Origin of the sequence: Lachnospira sp. (assembly GCF_016290755.1) — a bacterium.
Classification (GTDB): Bacteria; Bacillota; Clostridia; order Lachnospirales; family Lachnospiraceae; genus Lachnospira; species Lachnospira multipara.
The window spans coordinates 42,591-69,004 of the sequence record NZ_JAEEVD010000005.1; the positions used below are offsets into that span (position 1 = coordinate 42,591).

The window sequence follows — 26,414 nt, forward strand, 5'->3', positions numbered from 1 at the left end:
TGCGAAAATCCCCCATTTATGCTAAACTTAAAAAGTTAAATTCATTGGAGGAATTATTATGTCAGACAATAATAATAAGAATTTTGATAATGACTTAAATGCTAAGACACAGGTCATTAACAACAATAGGGTAAGGGAAGAAATTAATGATTTAGAAGCCACTAAGCAGATTAATAGTGGTGAGATAAATAAGATTTTGAGTGAGAATGGCAAGAATATTGCTGATAATATAAAGGCCCTTGATAGTAACAATCAAAGATCAATTGATGAAGAGATAGAAGATTCTATTAAGAAGATGGTAGCAGAGGAAACTTCTGTTGCTAGGGCTTACATGGATTTAGGTAAAACGGAGAGCTTAAAGTATCAGCCAGATATTAAGTTAGTTGATGATGTGGATGATACTAAGATAATTAATCCTGATGATACAGTAGTTGTGCCAGAGGATAAGAAGAAAAAGCTAGATAAGAAAACTAAGTATACAATTATTGCGATTGCAGCAACAGTAGTTATTTTACTAGCTGTAATTATTAGCGTGGCAATTATTAATAACAATTCTACTAAGAAAAGCTATAGCTATAATTACGATAAAGGTATGGAATACTATAATGATGGTGATTACTCTAAGGCCACAAGTTATTTAAAGACAGCAAGCCTTACATCAAAGGGTAAGACAAATCTTGAACTTAAGATGGCTCTTTATGAGTGCTATTATAAGCTTGAAGATTATGATAGTGCCATTGAAACTTTAAAAGACATTTTATCTTATGATGATGAATATAATAAGGCGATTACAGCCCTTGCAAAGCTTTATGCAAAGCTAGAGGATGGCGAATCTCTTACAGAACTTATTAATAAATATAAAGATACTTCTATGAAGAAGTATATAGAAAGTTATATTGTAAATGCACCTACAGCAAATAAAGAAGCTGGTGAGTATGATGAAGACATTGAGCTAACTCTTGAATCTTCAGATTCTAATACTACAATCTATTACACAGTTGATGGCAGTGAGCCTACAACTAAGAGCACACAATATGACGGAACAGCTATTAAGATAAGCACAGGAACTACAACAATTAAGGCAATTGCCGTTGATAATATTGGAGTTGTAAGTGATACCTTCAGCGCTGAATACATTTTAGTATATGGAAAACCAGATTCACCAGATATTTCGCCAAGTTCCGGCACATATGCACAGGGACAGGTTTTCTCTATAACTAATATTCCAGAGGGCGCTACAGCTTACTACACACTTGATGGCTCAACACCAACAACTTCAAGCACTGTCTACACTGATGAGGTAGAGCTTCCAGTTGGAAATATTGTGGTTTCAGCAATTATTGTTAGCGAACATGAGCAGACAAGCTCAGTGACAAAGAGAAATTACGTGATAAGCGCCAGTGCTTCATATACTAGAGCGGAGTGCCTTTCATTTTTACAGGACAAGCTAGTAAATAAGGGTGTACTTACATCCTCAACTAAGCTAGCCAATGGCAATGCTGCCGACTTTAGCTATGTTTCGAATACACAGGTAGATAGCATATCTATGTATATTTTCAAATTAATAGACAAGCAGACTTCACAGGTGATTGGCACTTACGGAGTTTCTATTAATTATGGTACTGTCTACATTATTTCAGGCTCTGAAGGCAGCTATAGTTCTAGCGTACTTTAGTTTTGTAAGAATAGTTTTGAATAAAAAGGACATGAAAGATTTTTGAAAGAATGAGACATTTTCTTTTGAAAGAATGAGACATTTTCCCTTTGAAAATGTAAAGCCAAATAAAGTTTAAATTAGACCATGAGTTTTACTAAATCATACATTTAATTAATGTTTGACCTTTGGTAATTCTTATGGTCTTTTTGTTTAAAAGTTTGCTAACTAGACAAAGGTTTTTTATTAAAATGGAACAAAAAAATAGTTGATTTCATTTGACACAAACTTAACAATTAGTTAAAATTATAAATGGTAGTAAATGAGAAGTTTTATCAACTTTCCATTGAGCTTATTATGAGAAAATTTAGGAAAGGGGTACAAATTATGTACAAGATTCTTAAGGCAGAAAATATAGCGGATAAGATTTATCTAATGGATGTAGAAGCTCCAAGAGTGGCATCCCATTGTGAACCTGGCCAGTTCGTAATTGTAAAGATGGATGAGAAGGGAGAAAGAATACCTCTTACAATTTGTGATTACGATAGAGAAAAGGGTACAATTACAATCGTATTCCAGACAGTTGGTGCATCTACAGAGAAGATGGCTAAATTAAAGGCAGGAGATTCTTTCCAGGATTTTGTAGGTCCACTTGGCCGCCCATCTGAAATGGTTGAGGAAGATTTAGAAGAATTAAAGAAAAAGAAGATCGTATTTGTAGCAGGTGGTGTTGGTACTGCGCCTGTATTCCCACAGGTTAAGTGGTTATATGCTCATGGTATTGAGTGTGATGTTATCGTTGGTGCTAAGAATAAGGATTTAATCATCTTAGAGGACGAGTTAAGAGCAATTGCAGGGGACAATTTATACATCACAACAGATGACGGTAGCTATGTTAGAAAAGGTATGGGTACTGACGTATTAAAGGATTTAGTTAACAATCAGGGTAAGAAGTATGATAGATGTATTGCTATTGGACCACTTATCATGATGAAATTCGTATGTCTCCTTACAAAGGAATTAGGAATTCCTACAATAGTTTCTATGAACCCAATTATGGTAGATGGAACAGGTATGTGTGGCGCATGTCGTCTTCAGGTTGGAGATGAGATTAAATTTGCTTGTGTTGATGGACCAGAATTTGATGGCCATTTAGTAGATTTTGATCAGGCAATGAAGAGACAGCAGACATATAAGACAGAAGAAGGAAGAGCAATGCTTAAGCTTCAGGAGGGTGATACACACCACGGTGGCTGTGGCAATTGCGGTAACGACTAATTTGTCAGATTGATATAGAAACACTATTATTGGAGGTTAAATATGGACGTAATGAAGAAAGTTCCAGTTAGAGAGCAAGATCCTAACGTTAGAAATAAGAATTTTGATGAAGTATGTCTTGGCTATAATTTAGAAGAAGCTAAGGCTGAGGCAAGCAGATGCTTAAACTGTAAGAATGCTAGATGTATCCAGGGTTGTCCTGTATCAATTAACATTCCTAAGTTTATTGCAGAAGTTAAGGAAGGCAATATTGCAGAAGCTTATAACGTAATTAGTGAATCTTCTGCCCTTCCAGCTGTTTGTGGACGTGTTTGCCCACAGGAATCACAGTGCGAAGGCGTTTGTGTAAGAGGTATTAAGGGCGAGTCAGTTTCAATCGGTAAGTTAGAGAGATTTGTAGCTGACTGGGCTAGAGAAAATGGCATCACACCTAAGGGTGCAGATAAGAAAAACGGCAAGAAGGTAGCTGTTATTGGTTCAGGTCCTTCAGGCCTTACATGTGCTGGTGACCTTGCAAAGCTTGGTTATGATGTAACAATTTTTGAAGCTCTTCATGAAGCCGGCGGCGTTTTAGTTTATGGTATTCCAGAATTCCGTTTACCAAAGCAGACTGTTGTGGCAGCAGAAGTTGAGAATGTTAAGAAGCTTGGCGTTAAGATTGAAACTAACGTAGTTATTGGTCGTTCAATGACAATTGATCAGTTATTAAACGATGAAGGCTTCGATGCAGTTTACATCGGTTCCGGTGCTGGTCTTCCAAGATTTATGGGTATCCCTGGTGAAAATGCTAACGAAGTATTCTCAGCTAACGAATACCTTACAAGAAGTAACTTAATGAAGGCTTTCGATGATGAATATGATACTCCAATTGCTAGATTTAAGAAGGTTGCAGTAGTTGGTGGCGGTAACGTTGCTATGGATGCTGCAAGAACAGCTCTTAGACTTGGCGCTGAAGTACATGTAATTTATAGACGTTCCCTTGAAGAACTTCCAGCAAGAGCTGAAGAAGTACATCATGCTAAGGAAGAGGGAATCATCTTTGACTTATTACAGAACCCAACAGAGATCCTTACAGATGATAAGGGTAATGTAACAGGTATCAAGGTTATTAAGATGGAACTTGGCGAGCCAGATGAATCAGGCAGAAGAAGACCAATCGAAATCCCAGGGTCAGAATATGAGATGGATGTAGATGCAGTTATCATGTCTCTTGGTACATCTCCAAACCCACTTATTTCTTCAACAACTAAGGGCCTTGAGATTAATAAGAGAAAATGTATCGTAGCCGAAGAAGAAACAGGTAAGACTTCAAAGACAGCTGTTTATGCTGGTGGTGATGCCGTAACAGGCGCAGCTACAGTAATCCTTGCAATGGGTGCTGGTAAGGCAGGCGCAAAGGGTATCCACGAATTTTTATCAAACAACTAGATCATAATTGTAGGCGCAATTTATATATGAGAGGTGTGGCGAAAGCCGCACCTCTTTTTGTTTGAGAAGTAGGGGAGTTGAAAGCAAGTGAGTGCGGCCTCTGAGTTGGAAAAAAACCTTTTGGGGCCTCTCCTAGAAATTAAATAAAGCAAGTGGGAAAGGCCACTATGCTAAAAAACTCCTATCAGAGACCTCTTTTAGAATCTTACGGGCTCCATGTGCCTAGAAACCCTAATTACCATGAGAAAAAGCACATAATAGAGCTCATAGGAAGAAATCAAGGAGACTTATAGGAAGTGAATTGTGCCTGTAAATTAGTAAAATTTCCTATTTAAGCACAGAAATCTAAAAAACTTCCGGCAGCTATAAAATTTCCTGTGACTTTTTTTCTAGCAAGCAGCAATTAGGGCACAGGATTCAAATAATAATAGGAGAGTGAAGAAAAAAATTGTGCTTAAATCCCGCAATATTGCAATTTATAGGCACAATGAGCCTAAAGAAATTAGAATTGAAAGATTTAGTGTGTGGCTATTTTTAGTTAATATTGATAAGTTGGTCACTCCCCACTAATCCCTGATTACCACTAGTGGCTAAACTCCGGAAATTCATCACAAAAAGGCACACCACCGCCCCCAAATTATACACCTACGGCCTACTAAAGTCTCCCGCTAGCGCCACACCTCACATCCCAGCAATTAAAAAAGCTTAGAGCTTTTAAAACCCTCAAGGTTTCAAAGCTCTAAGCTTCCTTAATTCCAATTATCTATTTCCTTTAATTTACGGTCTTATTACACTCCCCACTAATCCCTAGCTTCCACAACAATGGCAATGCCTTCATGAACTGTAATCACGCCTTCATCTGCACTTATCTCATTACTTTGAGTAAGACTAAGACCTGTCTTTACCTCACACTTTTCAAGAGGATAGTAAAAACCTTCTAAGCTAATTAACATCTTATCGCCTAAAGGCTGGAGTGAGACGTAATCGCCGTATTGTTCTGATTTTCTAATGATGTGTTTTTCTCCCTCAGCCACTAAATAAATCTTATTGTGAGGGTCCACAATCTCAGCACTTATATCTAAATCTAGCAAAGCCTTAAGATTTCCGATGGATGTAAGGCTGTGATCAAGTCTGCTGCCTGTGGCTCCAAGAATTGTAATATGTCTTGGAGATAGCTTAATTGCTGTAATTAAAGCTAGGTGAGTGTCAGTGTAGTCCTTTTCTCTTGGATAAGTCTTAATATCAAAACCCTTAAAATACTCTAAAACCTCAGGGTCTACAGAGTCATAGTCTCCAAGAATAAAGTTTGGCACAAGACCTAAATTCTTTATGTGTGAAAGACCGCTATCAGCGGCAATAATATAGTCGTAATTTTTATCCTTTAAAAAGGATTTAGCCCAGTCAATATCTAGACTTCCGCCAGTTACTATTAAAAGTTTGTCTATGTAGTCAGTTTGCATTAAAGTGTCCTCTTTTGCTAAATATTTTCCAACTAATAAACTAACACAGCCTGACTATCTTGTTCAACCCATCTTTGTAAAAATGTTTTTAAACTGTAACTTTCAATAGCTCCTGTAAGTGGATCAGCAAGGTATGCAATATCAGCACTAACATCATAGCCTACTAAAACTAGACAGTGTTCATTACCACGCCAAATTACAGTATTTCCTTCAGAATCTGTCCAGCTTGAAGAACCATATCTTGTAGCGGTCATACCCATAGTGCCCCAAACAATTACAGGATAACCTTGCGAAACATAATTAAGTAATTCGCTATATGAACAATAAGATATATTTATTGCATTTGCTCCAAAACTTGTGGCACAATCTACGATTACTGGTGAATAGCAACCGTAAGAACTTGAAGAAAATGGACTTCCTACGAAATTTACATAAGGATTAGACCCAAGTGAACCTGTGTTTAAATAATTGCTTGCAAGTTCTGTGTTTGTTATTTCATAACCGTAGTAATTTAAAACCATAGTTAAGCTAGTAACTTCGCAGCCTGTTGGAAGCTCTGGATTTTGATTGATAACACTAAAGTTTTCAATATAAGCACTAGCTGTTTGATCAAGGTTATTATATGCTTCTTCATCAAAAGTAAAGCTTGAAATACTAGCTCTATAAGCAAGTGAATTTGTTGAACTAGAAGATGATGAGGAAGTTGAAGCTTCACTGGCTATTGTGCTTGTAATGATTTCAGCTTGAGTTTGGCTATTTGAATTTGAACTTGTGGTTTCTTCAATAGTTTCTTCGTTATTATCTTCATCACTGGATGTAGATTCTACATTTGCTGCTTTTAAAGATACTACGTTTTTTCTAAAGTATGTAGCGTCTTCATAAACAGTTTGTGTAGAATGATCAAGAGATTCGTCTTTATCACTAGTACATGCTAAGAGATTACTCGAGAAAAATAAAAGTGACAAAGCAAGACAAAAGCTTATCTTGGCTTTTCTTAAAAATAATTTTTTATGCATATGTATTTCCTTTCTTCTCCCCCGAGTTGACTTTCGATATATTATTTGAAAACAAAATTATTTGCAAGTATTTTTTAAAATAGTTCGTAAAGAATTCACAAAATTTATAATTTTCTTAATTTTTTCACAAATAAAGGCTATAATATAGTTTGTTCTAAATGAAGTATCACATTTAAAACGTAAAAATTATATGAAAGGTAAATTAAGATGTTTGATTTAAAATTAAAAAAACAATCTGAGAATGAACAGTTGGTTATTTCAACAGGTAGCACATATAAGGCTAAGGAATACGAAGCACTTGCCTATCTTGAAAAGGAAGATAGCGCAAGTCGTTTAGTAGAGATTCTAGAATATTCTAAGATTTCTGATTGTAAATACGAGTTTAATGAGATTAGTGGTCTATATGAAGTTTACGTAAGTCCAACAAGCTACGAGCTTGCTAATAACATTTATAAAAAAGTTCTTGAAGATAAATTACTTGAAGACGTTAAAATGGCAGAGGAAGAAAAAAAGATAGAAAAAGAAGAAGCTAAAGAGCTAGAAGAGGAAAAACAAGAGGAAATATCTGAATTAAATACTCAAAAGGCTTTTAGAGAGCCAACTCTTTATGATAGCAAGGAAGAAAAGTATAAAGATAATTTATCTTCAGCTTTTACTTTCCTTTTTTGTGGAGTTGTAGGTCTTATAGTAGTTTTATTAAATGATCTTGGAGTGTTTAAACTTATAGAAAAAGATTCATCTTCTTTTATTACGGTTAATGTAATCCTTATATTGATGTTTGCAGTCTTTTGTGGAATTGGCGTATGGTCTTTAATTTATTCAAAGAAGTTAAAGCTTGAAGCTAAAGAGGAGAAGGAATTAATTACTAAGGTTAATGAATATCTTGAGGAAAATGTATTTATTGAGGATATTGATAAAGAAGTGGATGATAGTATTCCAGAAGAAATCAAATTTTTTAGTAGAGTAGATTTTGTAAAAAATTTACTTAATGAGGAATTCAGTGATTATGATGAAGAACTTCTAAATCAGATTTCTGAAAAGTATATTGAGAAATTATATGCTTAATTTTTAATTCAGTCGGAGAAATCCCACACCTCTAAGCGTTAGTGTAGGTGGGGTTATGACAAACTATTGATAAATTAAATACAAATTTTTCTATAACAAATTATCAAAACAAAAGCTAGGTAAAATCTTATGAAAATTAAGATTTTATCTAGCTTTTCTTTGTGCAAAAAGTCTTGTTTTTAGGTCAAGTTTATTATAAAATATATTTTAGTTATGTAATACATTTACTAAACATATTATTTGGAGGAGGCTAGAAAAATGAGCAATACTACAAATGCATTATCAAGAATTCAATCAATTCTTGATGATAGTAGCTTTGTTGAAATTGGTGGTTTGGTTACTGCTAGATCTACAGATTTTAACATTCAGGAAAAGAAAGCTCCATCAGACGGTGTTATCACAGGTTATGGAGCAATTAATGGCAATCCGGTTTACATTTATAGCCAGGATGCATCAGTACTTAATGGTACTGTCGGGGAAATGCATGCAAGAAAGATTGTCAATCTTATGAATTTAGCATTAAAGACAGGTGCTCCAGTTATTGGATTACTTGATTGTGCAGGAATTAGATTACAGGAGGCACAGGATGCTCTTTATAGTCTTGGTAGAATTTATACTAAGATGAGCGAGTGCTCAGGTATTATTCCACAGATTACAGCCGTATATGGTAATTGCGGCGGCGGTTTAGCAATTCTTGCTAAGCTTTCAGATTTCACATTTATGCTAGAGGATGGCGGAAAGTTATTTGTTAATAGCCCTAACGTTATAGCAGGCAACTACGAAGAGAAGTTAGATAGTGCATCTGCTAAGTTCCAGGCTGAGGCAGGAGTTGTAGATTTTGTTGGCAATGAAGAAGAGATTGCCAATGGAATTAGAGATTTAATTTCAATTTTACCTGCTAATTACGAAGAGGGACAGTTAGTGGATATTTCTTCTAACGATAACTTAAATAGAACTTGTCCATCAGCTCTATCTAATGTCAATGATCCAGCCCTAGTTTTGGCTGAGAGTTCAGATGACAATTTCCTAATTGAAGTAAAGAAGTGCCACGCACCAGAGATGTTTACAGGTTTTATTAGACTTGATGGGGTAACGGTAGGTGCTGTTGCTAACAGACTTTCTTTATATGATGAAAATGGAAAAGAGACAGCTAAGTTTAACAAGGCCCTTACAGTTAATGGTACTAAGAAGGCAGCAGATTTTGTTAAGTTTTGTAATGCCCTTGAAATTCCAATTGTAACTTTAACTAATGTTTCTGGCTTTGATGCAAGTCTTGAGGCAGAAAAGGAGATGGCAGCAGCTGTTGCTAGACTTACCTATGAATTTGCCAATGCAGATGTACCAAAGGTTAACTTAGTAGTTGGTGATTCTTATGGAAGTGCTTATATTGCTATGAATTCAAAGGCTCTTGGCGCTGACTTTGTATATGCTTACGAAGGCGTTTTAGTAGGTACTATGGATTCAAATCAGGCAGTAAAGATTATTTACTCAGATGAAATCTCTAAGGCAGAAGATCCTAATAAGGAAATCGCAGATAAGGTATCTGAATTTGAAGAGACAAACAATTCAGTACTTGCAGCTGCAAAGAGAGGCTATGTAGATACTATTATTGCTCCAGAATATACAAGACAATATTTATGTGCAGCTATTGAAATGCTTTATGGAAAGCAAGAATTAAGAGCTGATAAAAAACATGGCACAATTTAAAAGAATGGAGAATCTTTTATGAATAAGAAACATTTAAAAAGAGTTCTATCATTAATTTGTATGTTGCTTTTTAGTATCTCTTTAACTGCTTGTTCTTTTAATAGTAATGAAACAATAGATACAACTGATGTAAAGCAAGAATCTAAGCAACAATTTGTTGATACTTACGAGAATTCTATTAAGCTTTGGGTCGTTGATTTCCTTGAGTATCTAGATAAGACAAGTGCTAGTGATTTAGTTGAAGATGCTAATAATAACATTACACTTTATGACAAGACAGAGACAAGATATATAATTAACTACTATGGCTTTAATGATGCCACAATTCAGCTCTATAATAGCTGGAATGCTACAAGAGATGAGCTAGGTGCTTTAAAGTCTATAGACTTAGCTTCTATTGATATTGAGGTAAGTGAAGAAACTGGAGATTTATGTGTTATTAGTGTAGAGGCTGCTTACGAGAAGAATGACAAGGTTGTATTTGAGTTTACAATCGATGAAAACTACTACGTTTCAGGTGCAGCTATTAATCCTACATATACTACAGCTCAAAAGTTGGCTAAGGCAGGAATGAATACTTTAATCGGTATGGGAACAGTATTTGTTGTATTAATATTTATTTCCTTTATTATTTCACTCTTTAAGTACATTAATAAGTTCCAGAATAGAAAGACTAATAAAGAAGTCGCTCCTGAAACTAATAAGGCTTTAGATGAAAATGTAACTAATACCGAAGCAGAAGAAAACTTAGTTGATGATTATGAGCTTGTGGCAGTTATTTCAGCAGCTATAGCTGCCTATGAGGGCGAGGCTAGTTCAAACGGCTTAGTAGTTCGTTCTATTAGACGAGTAAGATAATATAGCGATACATTTTAAAAAAAATAATAATCTAGATATGGAGGATTAGATTAATGAAGAATTATACAATTACAGTTAATGGTAATGTTTATGAGGTTAGTGTAGAAGAAAATGGTGCAGGAGTAAGCACAGCTAGTCAGGCTAGTACAACTAAGGCAGCAGCTCCAAAGGCAGTGGCTAAGCCAGCTAGTACAGGGGCAGCAGGTGCTATTAAGGTAAATGCACCAATGCCTGGTAAGATTTTAAAGCTTAATGTTAAGGCTGGAGATTCAGTAAAGAAGGGTGATGTACTTATGGTACTTGAAGCTATGAAGATGGAGAATGAGATTCAGGCACCACAGGATGGCGTAGTTGCATCAGTTAATGTAGCTGCATCTGAGTCAGTTGAATCAGGTCAGTTATTAGCTTCTTTAAATTAAGAATAGTTTCTTGGAGGGATTTCAATGAGTTATATTATAAGCACACTAGGAAACCTCGTACACCAGACAGCCTTCTTTGGACTTACATGGGGCAATTACATAATGGTTTTGGTTGCGTTGTTTTTTATGTATTTAGCTATAAAAAAAGAATATGAACCTCTCCTACTTGTACCAATTTCCTTTGGTATGTTACTTGTAAATCTCTATCCAGATATTATGCTTGCTATAGAGGATTCAAGTAATGGCGTAGGCGGTTTATTACATTACTTTTATTTGTTAGATGAATGGAGCATCTTACCTTCTTTAATTTTCCTTGGAGTTGGTGCTATGACAGATTTTGGTCCTTTGATTGCTAATCCTAAGAGCTTCTTACTTGGAGCTGCAGCCCAGTTTGGTATTTTTGCAGCTTACATAATGGCTATCTTTATGGGATTCCCAGATAAGGCCGCAGCAGCAATTTCTATTATTGGTGGCGCAGATGGTCCTACATCAATTTTCCTTGCAGGTAAGTTAGGTCAGACAAAATATATGGGTCCAATTGCAGTTGCAGCATATTCATATATGTCACTTGTACCTATTATTCAGCCACCAATTATGAAACTACTTACAACTAAGAAGGAAAGAGCTATTAAGATGGAACAGCTTCGTCCTGTATCTAAGCTTGAAAAGATTCTATTCCCAATTATTGTAACTATCGTAGTTGTAATGATTTTGCCTACAACAGCACCACTTGTTGGTATGTTAATGCTAGGTAATTTATTTAGAGAATCAGGTGTTGTAAAGCAGTTATCTGAAACAGCATCTAATGCTTTAATGTATATTGTTGTAATTATTCTTGGTACATCAGTTGGTGCCACAACTAGTGCAGAGGCCTTTTTAAACCTTGACACTTTAAAGATTGTTGGTCTTGGCCTTATTGCCTTTATGTTTGGTACGGCAGCAGGAGTATTATTTGGTAAGTTAATGTGCTTCTTTACTCATGGCAAGGTTAATCCACTTATTGGTTCAGCTGGTGTATCAGCAGTTCCAATGGCAGCTAGAGTTTCACAAAAGGAAGGCGCAAAAGCAGATCCAAGTAACTTCTTACTTATGCATGCTATGGGACCTAATGTAGCAGGTGTTATAGGTACAGCAGTTGCAGCAGGAACTTTTATGGCAATGTTTGGCATATATTAAAATTGGAGGGATAAAAAATGGCAGAAGAAATTAAAAAGCCTCTTAAGATTACAGAAACAGTCTTAAGAGATGCTCATCAGTCACTTATTGCAACAAGAATGACAACAGAGCAGATGCTACCAATTATAGATAAAATGGATAAGGTTGGATACCATGCAGTAGAATGTTGGGGCGGTGCTACATTTGATGCATCACTTCGTTTCTTAAAGGAAGATCCATGGGAAAGACTAAGAAAGCTAAGAGATGGCTTTAAGAATACTAAGTTACAGATGCTTTTTAGAGGACAGAATATCTTAGGTTATAATCACTATGCTGATGATGTAGTTGAATATTTTGTTCAAAAATCAATTGCTAACGGTATTGATATTATTAGAATTTTTGATTGCTTTAATGATTTAAGAAATTTACAAACAGCAGTTAATGCAGTTAAGTTAGTTAAGAAGGAAAATCCTAAGGCACATGCTCAAATCGCTCTTTCATATACCCTTGGTGATGCTTATACACTAGAGTACTGGGAAAAGACTGCCAAGGCTATTGAAGAGATGGGTGCAGATTCTATCTGTATAAAGGATATGGCAGGCTTGCTTGTTCCATATGAGGCTACAAAGCTTGTTAAGGCTCTAAAGGCAGGTTCAAATTTACCTATTGAAATGCATACTCATTATACTTCAGGTGTAGCTTCAATGACATATCTTAAGTCAGTTGAGGCTGGAGCTGATATTATTGATACAGCTATGTCACCATTCTCAATGGGTACTAGCCAGCCAGCAACTGAGGTTATGGTAGAAACCTTTAAGGGAACACCTTATGATACAGGATTAGATCAAAAGTTACTTGCAGAAATCGCTGCTTACTTCCAGCCAATGAGAGAAGAAGCTCTTAAGTCTGGTCTTATGAACACTAAGGTATTAGGTGTTAATATTAAGACTTTACTTTATCAGGTACCTGGTGGTATGTTATCTAACCTTGTATCACAGCTTAAGGAAGCTGGAGCAGAAGATAAGTATCAGGCTGTATTAGAGGAAATTCCAAGAGTTCGTAAGGATTATGGTGAACCACCTCTTGTTACACCTTCATCACAGATTGTAGGTACACAGGCTGTACTAAACGTCCTACAGGGTGAAAGATATAAGATGATTACTAAGGAGTCAAAAAAGGTATTAGCAGGTGAATTTGGTAAGACAATTAAGCCATTTAATGAAGAGGTTCAAAAGAAGGCTATTGGCGATAAGGAGCCAATTACTTGTAGACCAGCAGACTTAATTGAGCCACAGCTTGAAAAGTATCGTAATGACCCTATTGTAAAGCAATATGCAAGACAGGATGAAGACGTATTAAGTTACGCCCTCTTCCCACAGGTAGCTACTGAATTCTTTAAGTATAGAGAAGCTCAGGAATCAAAAGTGGATTCTAAGAAGGTGGATAGTGAGAATAAGGCATATCCAGTGTAGTATCGTAATTAAATACTGATGTTTAGAAGGAGCACTTTTATAAGTGCTCCTTTTTATGATTTTTAAATTATATATTTGTTAAGAAAATGTTGATATATTTGAAAGAAATGTATATTATTAATATAGATTGTGTTTATAAAATTATTTTTATTATAAATAGAGAAAGGGGGTAGCAATCTTTAAGACTATTGTATAAGAAAATTATCAATAACTAGTATATTGGAGGTTTTTATGAAGGGAAAGAAATTTATAAAATTAGGCGTAGTTTCTTTACTGGCAGTTTTTATATCCTTAACGAGTATATATGCTGTTAAAGCAACTACTAATTCGCTTAATGAAAGTAAAAATAATAATACCTTATACAAGCAAACAGAAGAAGGGACTAAAGAAGCAAATAAAGCAGATTTAGAAACTGGAGATAAGGTAATTTACAATGATTTATCTGGATATTACCTTGATTGTGAAACTTCTGGGGGAATTACATTTTCAAGAGAAGAAGTAGAAAATTCAGATGTTACATACATCTTTTCGTATTTACCAGAAAGCTTATTTGAAGAATAGCTATAAAAATAAATTATAGAATTACGCTAGAGTAAGTAAATATGTAGTTTTAAGGAAAGGGCAAGAGTAAATTTCTTGTCCTTTTTGTTAATTTTTTGTAAAGTCACTTGTAATTTATATATTGCTACTGTATTATATCAACTAATATGTAAGTTGTGAAAACGTTTACATATAAAAATTTAAGAAAAAAGGTGAATATAATGAGAGTAGAATTTTCAAATGGTAATGGTAAGAGAGTATTTATTTCCGAAGTTAACAATGTAGATGATGCTATTTCAGATATGTCAGATTATATGGAAAATCATAGATTTAATGCAATGCACATGAAGGCTAGACAGCTTGATAACGAATGGAAGATTGACGTTGGTAGCTGGACAGAATTTTTCTATGTATCTGATTATAATGAAAGGGATGTAGATGAATTAAAGTCTGCATTAGAAGAGTTTAATAAGTATTTACAGTTCTAAATATTCTAACAGTTTATATTGGTTAGCGAACGAATATATGCTATTATTAAATTAGGAAACATAGATGATTGAGACGTATTATTGAGGAAATTTATTATGATAAAGGTTTGTGGTAAATGTAATAGTATGTTTGAGGATTATTTTGATAAATATAATATGTGTCCTAATTGTAGAGAAGATGAAGAGAATTTACTAAGGCAGATAAAAGATTATTTATGGGATAATCCTGGAACCACAGAGAAGAAATTAAAGGAGCTTTTTGATGTTAGCCATAACCAGTTAATGGAATGGCTTAGAGAAGAGCGCTTAGAAATTACTCCGGATTCTGACATTGTTCTTAGATGCGAGCGATGTGGAAGTATGATCTTTACAGGCAAATATTGTGAGGATTGTAATAATAAGATTAAGACTACTGTTAATGAAATTAATAACAGTATGAACAAGGATAAAGAAGAAAAGAAGATAAGAGTGATGTCTATTAATAGAGCAAAGCTTAAAGAAAGTAAGATGCGCTTTATGAAGTCTGATAAATAGATGGATAAGTAATTGATGAAAAGTCTTTTAAATCAGACGTTATTGATAAAACTAAATAAACTGACAAAATTAAAGGAGCCTTTAAGGCTCCTTTTAGTTTTCCTTCTTGAAAGGTGATATTTAATAACGAAGATTTATACTAAGCCCTGAATAATAATTATAATAATTAGTATTGGTAGTACAAATCTAAAATAATATTTTGTCCATTTTGGAATTTTAATTCCCTTACCTGTATTGGCTTCTTCAAGGTAGTTATTAAAGCCCCAGCCCCATTTTGTAACACAAAAGATTAGGATTATAAGGGCACCTATTGGAAGAATAAGGTTACTTACTAAGAAATCTTCACTATCAAGGATTCCCATGCCTTTAATTAGCGATACTTTTTTTAAAAGGCTAAAGGAAAGGGCACATGGAATTGAAGTTACTAGTAAAATGATTAAATGAATTACTGAGGACTTAGTTCTTGAAATATTAAGGTTTTCCATGCCTGAGGCGATTAGATTTTCAAAAACAGCAATTACAGTTGAAAGGGATGCAAAGGTCATAAATATAAAGAATAAACTTCCCCAAATTCTGCCATAAGGCATATTAATAAATACCTTAGGTAGAGTAATAAAAATGAGGGATGGACCTGCAGTTGTTTCAACATTATATGAAAAGCATGCTGGGAAAATGATAAGACCTGACATAATGGCTACAAAGGTATCAAGGATACTAATACGTAGGGCTTCGCCAGCAAGACCATGATCTTTACTCATATAGCTACCAAAAATTTCCATTGAGGCAGCTCCTATTGAAAGGGTGAAAAAGCTCTGATTCATGGCAGCAGTAATCACTTTTCCAAGTCCCACTGTCTTTACATTTTCAATATTAGGAAGAAGGTAAAAACTAAGGCCCTCCTTAGCGCTAGTTAATGTTAAGCTATGAATTGCTAAAATGATAATAAGACCGATAAGGCATAACATCATTACTTTAGTGATCTTCTCAATACCGTTTTGTAAACCAAAGCTACAAACTATAATACCAACTATTACTGAAATCCCCATGAAGGTAAGCATCTGTGTTGGGCTATTTAGCATAGTATTAAATACATTTTCAACACCATCATTAGTTACCTTTGCAAACTGACCTGTGGCAAATTTAAAGGCATAGTTTAACATCCAACCTGATACTGTTGTGTAATACATCATAAGAAGTAAGCAGCCAAGCATGCAAATGTAGCCATGAATATGCCACTTAGACTTCTTAGGTTCTAGGGATTTGTAAGCCTTAATAACACCTTTTCTACTAGCTCGACCTATAGCTAGTTCCATAGATAATATAGGCGCACCCATAATAAATAAAAATAAGAGGTAAAATAAAACAAAAATACCTCCGCCGTTTTGGCCAGCAACGTATGGGAATTTCCAGACATTACCAATGCCAATTGCACATCCTGCACTTACTAAGATGAAGCCAAGACGTGTACCAAAATTTTCTCTCTCCATAAAATACTCCCGGAATTCTTTTTTACTTTAACGCTTTAAATTGCGATATCTCCATATTATAACAGAAATTAATTTAATTTCCATAATAGATTGAGTTCAATTTTTTTTCTTTTGGTAAAGGATTGTTTTAATCATGTTTGTAGTTTAAAATGGAAAGGATGTAAGAATCATGATATAATTTAGAATTCTTGATTAACTTTAATAAAAGGAATTTTGATATGAGTAATGTAATAGTAATTGGTGGCGGGGCAGCAGGTATGATGACTGCCATTACAGCCGCTAGATATGGATTAGATGTAACCTTAATCGAGAAGAATGAGAAATTAGGAAAGAAGGTCTTTATTACTGGTAAGGGCAGATGTAATGTGACTAATGCCGGGGATGAGGACGATATAAGAAATGCTATAGTTTCTAATGAGAAATTTATGTATAGCAGTCTTGCGGCCTTTTCTAATTACGATATGATGGGCTTTTTAGATGAGCTTGGCCTAAAGATTAAGGTGGAAAGAGGCAATAGAGTTTTCCCAGAATCTGACCACTCTTCAGATGTTATTAGGGTTTTGGAAAATGAATTGAATCACCTTTCAGTTAAGATTATGTTAAATTGCCAAGTCCTTGAAATTTTAACTAATGGACTAGGAGACAAAGATGAAAACTATAATAGTAAGGTTTCAGCTGTAAAGCTTAAGCACATTAATAATGACAAGGAAGAAACTATTTATGCCGACAGAATTGTAGTTGCCACAGGTGGTATTTCCTATCCACAGACAGGTTCTACAGGTGATGGCTATAAGTGGGCAAGAGAGCTTGGCATTGATGTAACTAACCTTTATCCTGCCTTAGTGCCTATTCAGGTAAAGGAAGACTTTATTAATAGATTAATGGGTCTTAGCTTAAAAAATGTTACAGCTAGCGTATATGACGGTAAAAAAGAGCTTTATTCCGACTTTGGAGAAATGCTTTTTACTCACTTTGGTGTAAGTGGTCCGATCATTCTTTCAGCAAGTAGTAAGATTGCTAAGATTTTAAAGGATAAGCATCTAGACCTTTATATTGATTTAAAGCCTGCGCTTTCTAATGAGCAGCTAGATGAGAGAATCTTAAGAGATTTTGACGACTTAAAGAATAAGGCCTTTAAGAATTCACTAGATAAGCTACTTCCAAAGAAGATTATTCCTATAATCATTGAGATGACAGGCATTGATCCAAACAAGAAGGTCAATGAGATAAAGAGAGAGGAAAGACTAAGACTTGTTGAGGTTTTAAAGAATTTCCACTTAACTCTAACAAATCTTAGAGGCTTTAATGAGGCAATTATTACTCAAGGGGGTATTAATTGTAAGGAGGTCAATCCAAAGACTCTTGAATCTAAGAAGGTTTCAGGACTTTATTTTGTAGGTGAGGTTATGGATGTAGACGCCCTAACAGGTGGTTTTAATTTACAGATGGCTTGGTCAATGGCCTATGCTTGTGGTTCACATATGTTAGAGCAATAAATAAGTAAAAGGGAGATAATATGACTAATTCAATAGCAATAGATGGACCTGCAGGAGCAGGAAAAAGTACAATAGCAAAGCTTTTAGCAAAGGAGCTATCATACATTTACGTGGATACAGGCGCTATGTATAGAGCTATGGCTATTTATTTTAACGAGAATAAGGTGAATCCTGATGATGAGGCAGCAGTTAGTAAGGCATGTGAAAATGTAAACATCGATATCGAGTACAAAGACGGAGTACAGCAGGTTATTTTAAATGGAACTAATGTGACACATTTACTTAGAGAAGAGGCTACAGGCAAGATGGCTTCAAAGACTTCTAAGTATAGTGCTGTTAGAACTAAGCTTGTGGACTTACAAAGAGAGCTTGCAAGAAAGAATGCGGTAATTATGGATGGCAGGGATATTGGTAGCGTAGTATTAACTGATGCATTTTTAAAGGTATTCCTAACTGCCACAAGCGATGCAAGAGCTAAGAGAAGATATGATGAATTAATTGCAAAGGGTGAGGATGCTAACTTTGAGGTTATAAAAAAGGACATTGAAGAAAGAGACTATCAGGATTCTCACAGAGATATTTCTCCACTAAAGCAGGCAGAGGATGCAGTTTTAGTAGATAGCTCTAATATGACGATTGAAGAGGTTGTAGCTCATATTAAGAATTTAATTGACCAAAGAAAAGAAAAATAAATTTAATCAGATTAGATTAAAGAAAGGATAAAATATGGCAAAAATTATATTGGCAAAATCAGCAGGTTTTTGTTTTGGGGTTAAAAGAGCTGTAGATATGGTGTATAATCGTTTTGGCATGGAAAATGTTTATACCTATGGGCCAATTATACATAATGCTTGTGTAGTAGAAGATATAGAAAAAAATGGGGTCAAGGTAATTAAGGATGCTAGTGAAATAATCAATCCAACTACAGCCACTATTATTACTAGATCTCATGGTATTTCTAAGAAAACTGAAGACGCTCTTAGAGCAACAAAAGCGGAAATTGTAGATGCAACTTGCCCTTTTGTTTTAAAGATACATAAAATTGTAAAGGAAGAAAGCGCTAAGGGATCTCAAATAGTTATTATTGGTAATGAGAATCACCCGGAAGTTGAGGGCATTAAAGGCTGGGCAACAGGTGAGGTTTTCATTGTGGATACTAAGGAAAAAGCTGAAAATATTAAGCTAGACCCTAGTAGAAATGTAGTTATAGTATCACAAACGACTTTTAATTATAAGAAATTTCAAGAATTAGTTGAAATTTTAAGTAAAAAAGGTTACAATATTTCTATTCGTAATACGATTTGTAATGCTACTGAGGAACGTCAGACCGAGGCTAGACAAATCGCTAGCCAAGTAGATTCGATGATTATCATCGGAGACAGCAGCAGTTCCAATACACGTAAACTGTATGAGATTTGTTTGAACGAATGTCCAAATACGTTCTATATCCAAACAATAAATGATCTTGAGCTTAGTAAGCTTAGTTCGTCAGACTACATAGGTATTACAGCAGGGGCTTCGACCCCACAGAATATCATCGAGGAGGTTTATACTAATGTCAGAACAGAGTTTTGCAGAGATGTTAGATAATTCAGAATGGAAAGAAATTCATACAGGAGAGGTTGTTGAAGGTACTGTAATTGACGTTAAGGAAGACCAGATCATTCTTAACATCGGCTATAAGGCAGATGGTATTATTACACGTAATGAATACACATCAACACCTGGTATGGATTTAAGAGAAGCAGTTAAGGTAGGCGATCCTTTAACAGTTAAGGTTTTAAAGACAAATGATGGAGAAGGTCAGGTCCTTCTTACATATAGAAAGCTTGTTGCTGATAACGGCAATAAGACATTAGAAGATAGCTTTAACAATCACACAGAAATCACAGGAACAGCTAAGTCAATTAAGGGTGGTTTAGAAGTAATTGTTGAAGAGTCAAGAGTATTTATTCCAGCTTCACTTGTATCTGATTCATTCGTAAAGGATTTATCAGTATTTAACGGTAAGGAAATTACATTTGTTGTAACAGAATATGATCCAAAGAATCGTAAGATCATTGGTGATGCTAAGCAGATTATCCTTGCTAAGAAGGCAGAAGCTTCAAAGGCTTTACTTGCTAAGATTAAGGAAGGCGATACAATCGAAGGTACAGTTAAGAATGTAACAGACTTCGGTGCATTCATCGATTTAGGTGGTGTTGATGGTCTTCTTCATATTTCAGAAATGTCTTGGGGTAGAACAGAGAATCCTAAGAAGTTATATAAGGTTGGAGATTCAGTAAAGGCATTCATCAAGGAAATCAATGGTGAGAAGATTGCTCTTTCTGTTAAGTATCCAGATGCTAACCCATGGAACGGCGCTGATGTTAAGTATGCTATCGGCAACGTTGTAAAGGGTAAGGTAGCTAGAATGACAGACTTTGGTGCTTTCATTCAGTTAGAAGACGGTATTGATGCACTTCTTCATGTTTCACAGATTTCTAAGGAACACGTTAATAAGCCATCAGACGTATTAACAATTGGCCAGGAAGTAGAAGCTAAGGTTGTAGATTTCAATGATGCTGACAAGAAGATTTCTCTTTCAGTTAAGGCATTATCAGAAGATAACAACGAAGAGACAGTTGATGCTGAATAATGTTTCAATTGCATAGCAATTGATATCAATCTAATAATAAAACGCAGATTTTGATTAATTTCAAAATCTGCGTTATTTTTTGCTCTTAAATATATTTTTCTAAATGCACATAAACTCTGCCGCTTTTGGTTTCTTTACCGTTCCCAAGGAAATTAAACTTTCCTATGCCTCTAATTACAAGGATGTCTTTATCCTTTAGCTTATAGCTTACATTTTCATTTAGAAGGCCATTTACATAGATTTTCTTTGAAAGGAATAAATCCTTTACCTTGCTTCTAGAAAGCTTTGTAATGGAAGATACGACGGCATCTAGACGGGCTGAGGCAGCAATAAGTTCTAGTTCTTCCTTTTTACTTTCTATTCCTTCTAAATTGGCATCCTCTATAATTTCAAGCTTAACATTGGTGTGTCTAACCTTATCTAGATTATCGATAATAAAATCACTTATATGATCTAGGCAAAATAGATAAGCATCTAAATCCTTTATAACGATGTCCCCTAGCAATTCCCTTTTAATTCCAAGATTCATAAGGGCTCCTAGATAGTCCCTGTGATTTAGTTTTTCAGAAAACTTTGGAGTAAGGGGTGAAATCTTTATTAGCTTTATTGGAAAATCTAGACTATAGCCTAAGTTTTCCTCACTTCCAAAGCGAATTATATTTCGCTCACTAGATTCATAACCACCAAAGCATTTTGACTCTATAAAGTTTAGCTCCTTTGATAGGCTGTGATAAATGCTAAGCTCTGCAAGACTAAGGAAATTAGTGAAGGCAAAGCTATTAGTTTTATAAGCCTGGTTGGCTGTATCTATAATTTTTCTTTTAATTAATTCTTCTTCATTCATAAAAATACCTCAAGTTTAAATAAGTTCCTCGTTTTAACTAATTATATACTATGCTGACATTTTTATAAATAAAAACTATCAATGACGACATATGAGAGGATAGTCGATATTATACGAATTCCACCAATTTGTATAAAAATTACAATTATTATATTTCTTGTTTATAAAGTCTATCCATGCTATAATATCCATATAAACTTTTTATACAATATGTGATTGTTCGTGACCAATCGCAGGAAAGAGGCAACATGATTAAAGATTACGAAGATTTCAAGAAGTTTGTTTTCCAGACAACTTCAATTGATCTTAATGCCTATAAAGAAAGGCAAATGAAAAGACGTATTGATACTTTAATTTCCCGTAATAAGTTCCCGGATTATGAGACTTATTCTAAAGCCCTAAAGACAGACAAGGAAAAGTTAGATGAGTTTGTAAACTATCTAACTATTAATGTGTCGGAATTCTATAGAAATCCTAATTTATGGAGGACTCTTGAGAATGAGATTTTACCTGATTTAATTAGTAAATTTGGTCAGAATCTTAAGATATGGTCTGCAGCTTGTTCAACAGGTGATGAACCATATTCTCTAGCAATGGTAATGGCAAAGCTAGTACCAATAAATAAGGTTAAAATCTATGCCACAGACATTGATTCGCAGGTCTTAGAAAAGGCCCAGGATGGCGTTTATGGAGCAAATTCTCTATCAGGACTTCCAAAGGAATACAAGGACAAGTATTTTGAAAAGATGGGTGATAGATACTTTAAGATTTCAGATGAAATCAAGAAGTGCGTAGATTTTAAGAAGGCAAATCTTTTAAAGGATAGTTATCCTTCAAATTGCCATTTAATCGTTTGCAGAAACGTAATGATTTACTTTACAGAAGAGGCTAAGGATGAAATCTATAGAAAGTTTAACAGGTCCCTTGTAAAGGATGGCTGCCTCTTTGTTGGAAACACTGAGCAGATCATAAATCATAAGGAATTAGGCTATGATTTTGACGAGCTCTTCTTCTATAGAAAAGTCTAAGACCTAAAGCCTTAAACTTTTCTTTTGGGAAAGGGAAAACTAGCACTTAAACTAATATGAATTAGCGGCGTACTTAATTAATACACTTAGGTATGCCGCTTTTTTTATTGTCTCCATATCCTTTAATTCCATAAAGAGGTCATTTTTTTCAAAACTTTCTTTGAAAATGTTTATCTCCTCAAATTCCTCAAAGACCGGAATAAATCTAGAAGTATGACAGATATAACAATTCTCCTTTGTCGCTTTTATTCTAAACTCTTTATCAATATAGTTGGCCACAGATTTATGTATTGCCTTATTCTCATTTGGTATAAAGAAGTAGTCTTTATAGTTTTTATAAAAATGCTTCAACTCCGTCTTAATTACTTTTATCTTTATAGATACATTTTCCTTAGTTATTTTTAAAGAAAAGTAGTCAGAGTTAAAATTAAAGTCACTAGCTAGTGGGGCGAGAAGCTTAAAAGAAAGATTAATTTCTGATTGTAAGTCTTTTTCCTCTAGAAGAAAGTCTAACTTAGCCTCTTTATTTATTTCGCTATTAAGTAGATTCTCTAGATAGACCTTATTGTTAGCTATAAATTCAAGCTGGCTTAGGGCAGTAGTAGGTAATATATGAAGCATGCCCATTAAATCATCGTGATTGTGTAAAAGGATTAACTCTCTTTTTTCTTCCTCTTTAAAGGCAATAAAGTCCTTAAAGAGCTTAATAAGCTCCTTACCGCTAAATTTATCTTTTCTTTCATAGCCTAGATACTTTTCCACGTCCTTTTGCTTGTGGCTTTCAATGGGAAGTTTATTTTTATAGGCTCTAATAATTTTAAAAAGATCCATAGATTCATAAGAATTTTCCTGTAAGAATTCCTTCTCAATTGGTAATTCGTGAAATTTCGCCCTCTTTTTTAGGAAAGGAATGTCAAAACTGTCCCCGTTATAGTGTACTAAATTTAGTACATTTACTCCGGATAATACCTTATTAAAGGTTAAAATTAGGGCAATTTCATCCTCAGCCTTCTCACAAAATAGCTGATTTAATTCCCAGTTTTTACCATTAAATTTGATGTAACCTAGGAGATAAATCATGGAATTTTTAGCGGAAAGACCAGTGGTTTCTATATCGAAAAACACAGTATTTGTGCGACTTTTATTAAATATTGTTAAAAAATTATCTATACTTTTTAAAAGATTTGTATCAACGATTTGTTTGTTTACAGTATACAATTTGTTGCCTCCCTTGATATAAATTTCACAAAAAACACTGTTAAGAAAATATCATTCTTTGTCTATTATATACGAAAATATATGCAAAAAAAAGTAGATTTATTTTTCTTAATGATATAAAATAATCAAGTAAAGAGATTTTAGTTAAAATTTATCATTAAGCTTTAATGGTAAGTGCTCAAAATCTAACTCACCAAAAGTTCTAATTTTTTAGGCCTTTTAGTGAGTTATTTTTCGTTTAAGGACTTTGTTTGATTTATAACAAACACTTTAGGCATGAGCAATTTTAAAAAAAAGGAGAGAAATCAATGGGAAAGTGTACATTTAAGGGAGGTATACATCCTTTCGATGGCAAAGAGTTATCTAAAGATAAGCCTATTAAGGAATTATTCCCTGCCCTAGGAGAGATGGTTTTTCCGCTTTCACAGCACATTGGAGCACCTGCCAAACCTCTTGTAAACAAGGGTGACTATGTTTTGGCTGGTCAGCTAATCGCAGAAGCTGGTGGATTCGTATCCGCAAATATTCATTCATCTGTTTCTGGTACTGTTAAAGCAATCGAGCCTAGAACACTTGCAACAGGTGGCAAGTGCAATTCTATCATTATTGAGAATGATGGAGAGTATAAGGAGATAGAGTATAAGGAGTCTAAATTTGAAGATTTAACTAGAGAAGAAATCTTAGACAAAATTAAGGCTGCCGGTGTTGTTGGTATGGGTGGAGCTGGTTTCCCAACTAACGTTAAGTTATCACCAAAAAATCCAGAGAATATTGATTACATTATTATTAATGGTGCAGAGTGTGAACCATACTTAACATCAGATTATCGCAGACTCTTAGAAGAAGGCGATAAGGTTGTAATGGGTCTTAAGATTGCACTTAAGTTATTTGATCATGCTAAGGGTATTATTGCTATCGAAGATAATAAGCCTGAAGCTATTAAGAAAATGAAGAAGTTAGTTGAATCAGAAGCTGATATTGAAGTCAAGGAATTAAAGACTAAGTATCCTCAGGGTGGTGAACGTAGCTTAATTTACGCTACTACTAAGAGAGAAATTAATTCGTCTATGCTTCCAGCTGATGCTGGTTGTATCGTACATAATGTTGATACAGCATTTTCAATTTACCTTGCAGTAATTGAGGGTAAACCACTTACAAAGAGAATCTGTACAGTTACAGGTGATGGCGTTAAGAATCCTGGAAACTTCTATGTATGGCTTGGTACAAACTACAGACAGTTACTTGAGGCTGCTGGCGGTCCTGTGGGCGAACCAGAAAAGTACATCTCAGGTGGTCCTATGATGGGCTTCTCTATGTATAGCCTTGATGTACCAGTTGTTAAGGGAAGTTCTTCTTTACTTGTATTTGAAGAAGATATCGTATCAAAGATTGATGCTAGTGCATGTATTAGATGTGGTAGATGTGCTGAAGGATGTCCAGAACATTTACTTCCAACAAAGCTTGCTGAATTCGCTTCACGTAATGATGAAGAAGGATTTACAAAGTTTGATGGTATGGAATGTGTAATGTGTGGTAGCTGTTCATATGTATGTCCAGCAAAGAGACCTCTTACACAGCAGATTAAGTCTATGAGAATGAGAGTCTTAGCTAATAGAAGAAAGAAGTAGAAAGGAATAAAAACATGAGCGAGAAATTTAACGTTTCCACTAATCCACATGTGCGTAGTAAGGTAACTACTCAGTCAGTTATGCGCGATGTTTTAATTGCCTTAACACCTGCTTCGCTATTTGGAATTTATAATTTTGGATTTGATGCATTAATTCGTATTATTGTCGGCGTAGTAGCTTGTATAGCTTTTGAAGCCGTATATCAGTATTTTATGCATTTAAAAGTTACAGTATCTGACTTAAGTGCTGCAGTTACTGGTTTACTTATTGCACTTAATATCCCATCAACACTTAATGTGGGATTTGAAATTGTTGGTTGTGCTTTTGCAATTATTATTGTTAAGCAGTTATTTGGTGGTTTAGGACAGAATTTTATGAACCCTGCCCTTGGTGCTAGATGCTTCTTACTTATTGCATATACAGGCCCAATGACAAACTTCGTTACTAATAATTCATTTGCAGTTGATGCATACTCTGGCGCTACACCACTTGCTATCTTAAAGCCAGGTGCAGAGGTAGTTGCTAATTCACCAAAGTTACTTGATATGTTTATTGGTACAACAGCTGGTGTTATTGGTGAAACATCTGCAATTTGTTTACTTATTGGTGCTATTTACCTTCTTTGTAAGAAGATTATTAACTGGAGAATTCCAGTGGCTTACGTTGCAAGTTTTGCAGTACTTATCTTCTTACTTGCACCAGGACATCAGTTTGACCTTTATTACTTAGCTTGCGAAATCTGTGGCGGTGGTTTACTTCTTGGTGCCTTCTTTATGGCAACAGATTATGTAACATCACCAATCACACCTAATGGTAAGTTAGTATTTGGTTGCTTACTTGGTATTCTTACATTTATCTTTAGAATGTATGGTGGTTCAGCAGAAGGCGTTTCATATGCAATCATCTTCTCTAACTTACTTGTACCTCTAATTGAAAGAGTTACAGTTCCAAGATCATTTGGTAAGAAGAAACCAGAAAAGAAGAAGGAGGTAGCTTAAATT

General features: G+C 34.8%; 24 protein-coding genes. 19 read left to right on the forward strand and 5 right to left on the reverse strand.

All coding sequences use genetic code 11. The annotated features are described in order from the left end of the window. Positions 1-58 precede the first annotated feature (58 nt). The 3 genes from QVA17_RS02830 (at position 59) to gltA (ending at position 4,360) form a co-directional block, all read left to right on the forward strand. Positions 59-1,675, forward strand: coding sequence for a chitobiase/beta-hexosaminidase C-terminal domain-containing protein (locus QVA17_RS02830; RefSeq protein ID WP_287386298.1), 1,617 nt, complete (start codon positions 59-61; stop codon positions 1,673-1,675). A 366-nt stretch (positions 1,676-2,041) separates the two neighbouring features. Then, entirely contained in the window at positions 2,042-2,932 is an 891-nt protein-coding gene (locus QVA17_RS02835) for a sulfide/dihydroorotate dehydrogenase-like FAD/NAD-binding protein (RefSeq protein ID WP_027431802.1), read from the forward strand. A 42-nt stretch (positions 2,933-2,974) separates the two neighbouring features. After that, positions 2,975-4,360 (forward strand): NADPH-dependent glutamate synthase, encoded by a 1,386-nt coding sequence (gene gltA / locus QVA17_RS02840; RefSeq protein WP_027431803.1) that lies wholly within the window; start codon positions 2,975-2,977, stop codon positions 4,358-4,360. 800 nt (positions 4,361-5,160) lie between these two features. Here the strand turns inward: gltA and QVA17_RS02845 are convergent. Next, positions 5,161-5,820 carry a thiamine diphosphokinase gene (locus QVA17_RS02845; RefSeq protein WP_287386299.1) on the reverse strand — a complete coding sequence of 220 codons (660 nt, stop codon included), beginning with the start codon at positions 5,818-5,820 and terminating at the stop codon, positions 5,161-5,163. A gap of 32 nt (positions 5,821-5,852) precedes the next feature. Continuing rightward, positions 5,853-6,836, reverse strand: coding sequence for a C39 family peptidase (locus QVA17_RS02850; protein WP_287386301.1), 984 nt, complete (start codon positions 6,834-6,836; stop codon positions 5,853-5,855). 207 nt (positions 6,837-7,043) lie between these two features. Here QVA17_RS02850 and QVA17_RS02855 point away from each other — a divergent pair, with 207 nt between their 5' ends. The 9 genes from QVA17_RS02855 to QVA17_RS02895 all read left to right on the forward strand — a co-directional run bounded on the left by QVA17_RS02855 (position 7,044) and on the right by QVA17_RS02895 (position 15,074). After that, positions 7,044-7,901: a hypothetical protein gene (locus QVA17_RS02855; RefSeq protein WP_287386303.1), complete on the forward strand. Its 858-nt coding sequence runs from the start codon at positions 7,044-7,046 to the stop codon at positions 7,899-7,901. A 258-nt stretch (positions 7,902-8,159) separates the two neighbouring features. After that, positions 8,160-9,608 carry an acyl-CoA carboxylase subunit beta gene (locus QVA17_RS02860; protein ID WP_287386305.1) on the forward strand — a complete coding sequence of 483 codons (1,449 nt, stop codon included), beginning with the start codon at positions 8,160-8,162 and terminating at the stop codon, positions 9,606-9,608. An 18-nt stretch (positions 9,609-9,626) separates the two neighbouring features. Then, the gene (locus QVA17_RS02865; protein WP_287386306.1) at positions 9,627-10,466 is read left to right on the forward strand and encodes an OadG family transporter subunit; all 840 of its coding nucleotides are present in this window, start codon (positions 9,627-9,629) and stop codon (positions 10,464-10,466) included. A gap of 53 nt (positions 10,467-10,519) precedes the next feature. Next, on the forward strand, positions 10,520-10,885 hold the full coding sequence (locus tag QVA17_RS02870) for a biotin/lipoyl-containing protein (RefSeq protein WP_074521106.1): 366 nt from the start codon (positions 10,520-10,522) through the stop codon (positions 10,883-10,885). 24 nt (positions 10,886-10,909) lie between these two features. Then, positions 10,910-12,061, forward strand: coding sequence for a sodium ion-translocating decarboxylase subunit beta (locus tag QVA17_RS02875; protein WP_103951974.1), 1,152 nt, complete (start codon positions 10,910-10,912; stop codon positions 12,059-12,061). A gap of 17 nt (positions 12,062-12,078) precedes the next feature. Continuing rightward, positions 12,079-13,512 carry an oxaloacetate decarboxylase subunit alpha gene (locus QVA17_RS02880; protein WP_027431809.1) on the forward strand — a complete coding sequence of 478 codons (1,434 nt, stop codon included), beginning with the start codon at positions 12,079-12,081 and terminating at the stop codon, positions 13,510-13,512. A 231-nt stretch (positions 13,513-13,743) separates the two neighbouring features. Then, positions 13,744-14,073, forward strand: coding sequence for a hypothetical protein (locus QVA17_RS02885; RefSeq protein ID WP_287386308.1), 330 nt, complete (start codon positions 13,744-13,746; stop codon positions 14,071-14,073). A gap of 200 nt (positions 14,074-14,273) precedes the next feature. Further along, positions 14,274-14,540, forward strand: coding sequence for a hypothetical protein (locus QVA17_RS02890; protein ID WP_287386310.1), 267 nt, complete (start codon positions 14,274-14,276; stop codon positions 14,538-14,540). Between the two features lie 96 nt (positions 14,541-14,636). Next, the gene (locus tag QVA17_RS02895; RefSeq protein ID WP_287386311.1) at positions 14,637-15,074 is read left to right on the forward strand and encodes a hypothetical protein; all 438 of its coding nucleotides are present in this window, start codon (positions 14,637-14,639) and stop codon (positions 15,072-15,074) included. A 134-nt stretch (positions 15,075-15,208) separates the two neighbouring features. Here QVA17_RS02895 and QVA17_RS02900 read toward each other — a convergent pair whose 3' ends face one another. After that, complete coding sequence (locus QVA17_RS02900; protein WP_287386312.1) at positions 15,209-16,561, reverse strand: sodium-dependent transporter; 1,353 nt, start codon at positions 16,559-16,561, stop codon at positions 15,209-15,211. Between the two features lie 218 nt (positions 16,562-16,779). Here QVA17_RS02900 and QVA17_RS02905 point away from each other — a divergent pair, with 218 nt between their 5' ends. The 4 genes from QVA17_RS02905 (at position 16,780) to rpsA (ending at position 20,695) form a co-directional block, all read left to right on the forward strand. Then, positions 16,780-18,057, forward strand: coding sequence for an NAD(P)/FAD-dependent oxidoreductase (locus QVA17_RS02905; RefSeq protein ID WP_287386313.1), 1,278 nt, complete (start codon positions 16,780-16,782; stop codon positions 18,055-18,057). 20 nt (positions 18,058-18,077) lie between these two features. Continuing rightward, complete coding sequence (gene cmk, locus QVA17_RS02910; protein WP_287386315.1) at positions 18,078-18,749, forward strand: (d)CMP kinase; 672 nt, start codon at positions 18,078-18,080, stop codon at positions 18,747-18,749. Between the two features lie 97 nt (positions 18,750-18,846). Next, positions 18,847-19,647, forward strand: coding sequence for a 4-hydroxy-3-methylbut-2-enyl diphosphate reductase (gene ispH / locus QVA17_RS02915; RefSeq protein WP_287386316.1), 801 nt, complete (start codon positions 18,847-18,849; stop codon positions 19,645-19,647). Beyond that, complete coding sequence (gene rpsA / locus QVA17_RS02920; protein ID WP_103951982.1) at positions 19,613-20,695, forward strand: 30S ribosomal protein S1; 1,083 nt, start codon at positions 19,613-19,615, stop codon at positions 20,693-20,695. Before ispH ends, rpsA begins: the two co-directional genes overlap by 35 nt. 85 nt (positions 20,696-20,780) lie before the next feature. Here rpsA and QVA17_RS02925 read toward each other — a convergent pair whose 3' ends face one another. Then, on the reverse strand, positions 20,781-21,539 hold the full coding sequence (locus QVA17_RS02925) for a YlmH/Sll1252 family protein (protein WP_027431816.1): 759 nt from the start codon (positions 21,537-21,539) through the stop codon (positions 20,781-20,783). A gap of 248 nt (positions 21,540-21,787) precedes the next feature. Here QVA17_RS02925 and QVA17_RS02930 point away from each other — a divergent pair, with 248 nt between their 5' ends. Beyond that, positions 21,788-22,567 (forward strand): CheR family methyltransferase, encoded by a 780-nt coding sequence (locus QVA17_RS02930; RefSeq protein WP_287386319.1) that lies wholly within the window; start codon positions 21,788-21,790, stop codon positions 22,565-22,567. A gap of 51 nt (positions 22,568-22,618) precedes the next feature. Here QVA17_RS02930 and QVA17_RS02935 read toward each other — a convergent pair whose 3' ends face one another. After that, the gene (locus QVA17_RS02935; RefSeq protein ID WP_287386321.1) at positions 22,619-23,785 is read right to left on the reverse strand and encodes a ribonuclease H-like domain-containing protein; all 1,167 of its coding nucleotides are present in this window, start codon (positions 23,783-23,785) and stop codon (positions 22,619-22,621) included. 308 nt (positions 23,786-24,093) lie between these two features. Between QVA17_RS02935 and rsxC the strand changes: the two genes are divergently transcribed. Further along, complete coding sequence (gene rsxC / locus QVA17_RS02940; RefSeq protein ID WP_027431819.1) at positions 24,094-25,413, forward strand: electron transport complex subunit RsxC; 1,320 nt, start codon at positions 24,094-24,096, stop codon at positions 25,411-25,413. A 14-nt stretch (positions 25,414-25,427) separates the two neighbouring features. Continuing rightward, positions 25,428-26,411 (forward strand): RnfABCDGE type electron transport complex subunit D, encoded by a 984-nt coding sequence (locus QVA17_RS02945; protein ID WP_287386324.1) that lies wholly within the window; start codon positions 25,428-25,430, stop codon positions 26,409-26,411. The last annotated feature ends 3 nt before the right edge of the window (positions 26,412-26,414 follow it).

Bases quoted from the DNA above. Each gene is read 5' to 3' on its own strand.
- QVA17_RS02830 (WP_287386298.1), top strand. From the start codon at position 59: ATGTCAGACAATAATAATAAGAATTTTGATAATGACTTAAATGCTAAG.
- QVA17_RS02835 (WP_027431802.1), top strand. From the start codon at position 2,042: ATGTACAAGATTCTTAAGGCAGAAAATATAGCGGATAAGATTTATCTA.
- gltA (WP_027431803.1), top strand. From the start codon at position 2,975: ATGGACGTAATGAAGAAAGTTCCAGTTAGAGAGCAAGATCCTAACGTT.
- QVA17_RS02845 (WP_287386299.1), bottom strand. From the start codon at position 5,820: ATGCAAACTGACTACATAGACAAACTTTTAATAGTAACTGGCGGAAGT.
- QVA17_RS02850 (WP_287386301.1), bottom strand. From the start codon at position 6,836: ATGCATAAAAAATTATTTTTAAGAAAAGCCAAGATAAGCTTTTGTCTT.
- QVA17_RS02855 (WP_287386303.1), top strand. From the start codon at position 7,044: ATGTTTGATTTAAAATTAAAAAAACAATCTGAGAATGAACAGTTGGTT.
- QVA17_RS02860 (WP_287386305.1), top strand. From the start codon at position 8,160: ATGAGCAATACTACAAATGCATTATCAAGAATTCAATCAATTCTTGAT.
- QVA17_RS02865 (WP_287386306.1), top strand. From the start codon at position 9,627: ATGAATAAGAAACATTTAAAAAGAGTTCTATCATTAATTTGTATGTTG.
- QVA17_RS02870 (WP_074521106.1), top strand. From the start codon at position 10,520: ATGAAGAATTATACAATTACAGTTAATGGTAATGTTTATGAGGTTAGT.
- QVA17_RS02875 (WP_103951974.1), top strand. From the start codon at position 10,910: ATGAGTTATATTATAAGCACACTAGGAAACCTCGTACACCAGACAGCC.
- QVA17_RS02880 (WP_027431809.1), top strand. From the start codon at position 12,079: ATGGCAGAAGAAATTAAAAAGCCTCTTAAGATTACAGAAACAGTCTTA.
- QVA17_RS02885 (WP_287386308.1), top strand. From the start codon at position 13,744: ATGAAGGGAAAGAAATTTATAAAATTAGGCGTAGTTTCTTTACTGGCA.
- QVA17_RS02890 (WP_287386310.1), top strand. From the start codon at position 14,274: ATGAGAGTAGAATTTTCAAATGGTAATGGTAAGAGAGTATTTATTTCC.
- QVA17_RS02895 (WP_287386311.1), top strand. From the start codon at position 14,637: ATGATAAAGGTTTGTGGTAAATGTAATAGTATGTTTGAGGATTATTTT.
- QVA17_RS02900 (WP_287386312.1), bottom strand. From the start codon at position 16,561: ATGGAGAGAGAAAATTTTGGTACACGTCTTGGCTTCATCTTAGTAAGT.
- QVA17_RS02905 (WP_287386313.1), top strand. From the start codon at position 16,780: ATGAGTAATGTAATAGTAATTGGTGGCGGGGCAGCAGGTATGATGACT.
- cmk (WP_287386315.1), top strand. From the start codon at position 18,078: ATGACTAATTCAATAGCAATAGATGGACCTGCAGGAGCAGGAAAAAGT.
- ispH (WP_287386316.1), top strand. From the start codon at position 18,847: ATGGTGTATAATCGTTTTGGCATGGAAAATGTTTATACCTATGGGCCA.
- rpsA (WP_103951982.1), top strand. From the start codon at position 19,613: ATGTCAGAACAGAGTTTTGCAGAGATGTTAGATAATTCAGAATGGAAA.
- QVA17_RS02925 (WP_027431816.1), bottom strand. From the start codon at position 21,539: ATGAATGAAGAAGAATTAATTAAAAGAAAAATTATAGATACAGCCAAC.
- QVA17_RS02930 (WP_287386319.1), top strand. From the start codon at position 21,788: ATGATTAAAGATTACGAAGATTTCAAGAAGTTTGTTTTCCAGACAACT.
- rsxC (WP_027431819.1), top strand. From the start codon at position 24,094: ATGGGAAAGTGTACATTTAAGGGAGGTATACATCCTTTCGATGGCAAA.
- QVA17_RS02945 (WP_287386324.1), top strand. From the start codon at position 25,428: ATGAGCGAGAAATTTAACGTTTCCACTAATCCACATGTGCGTAGTAAG.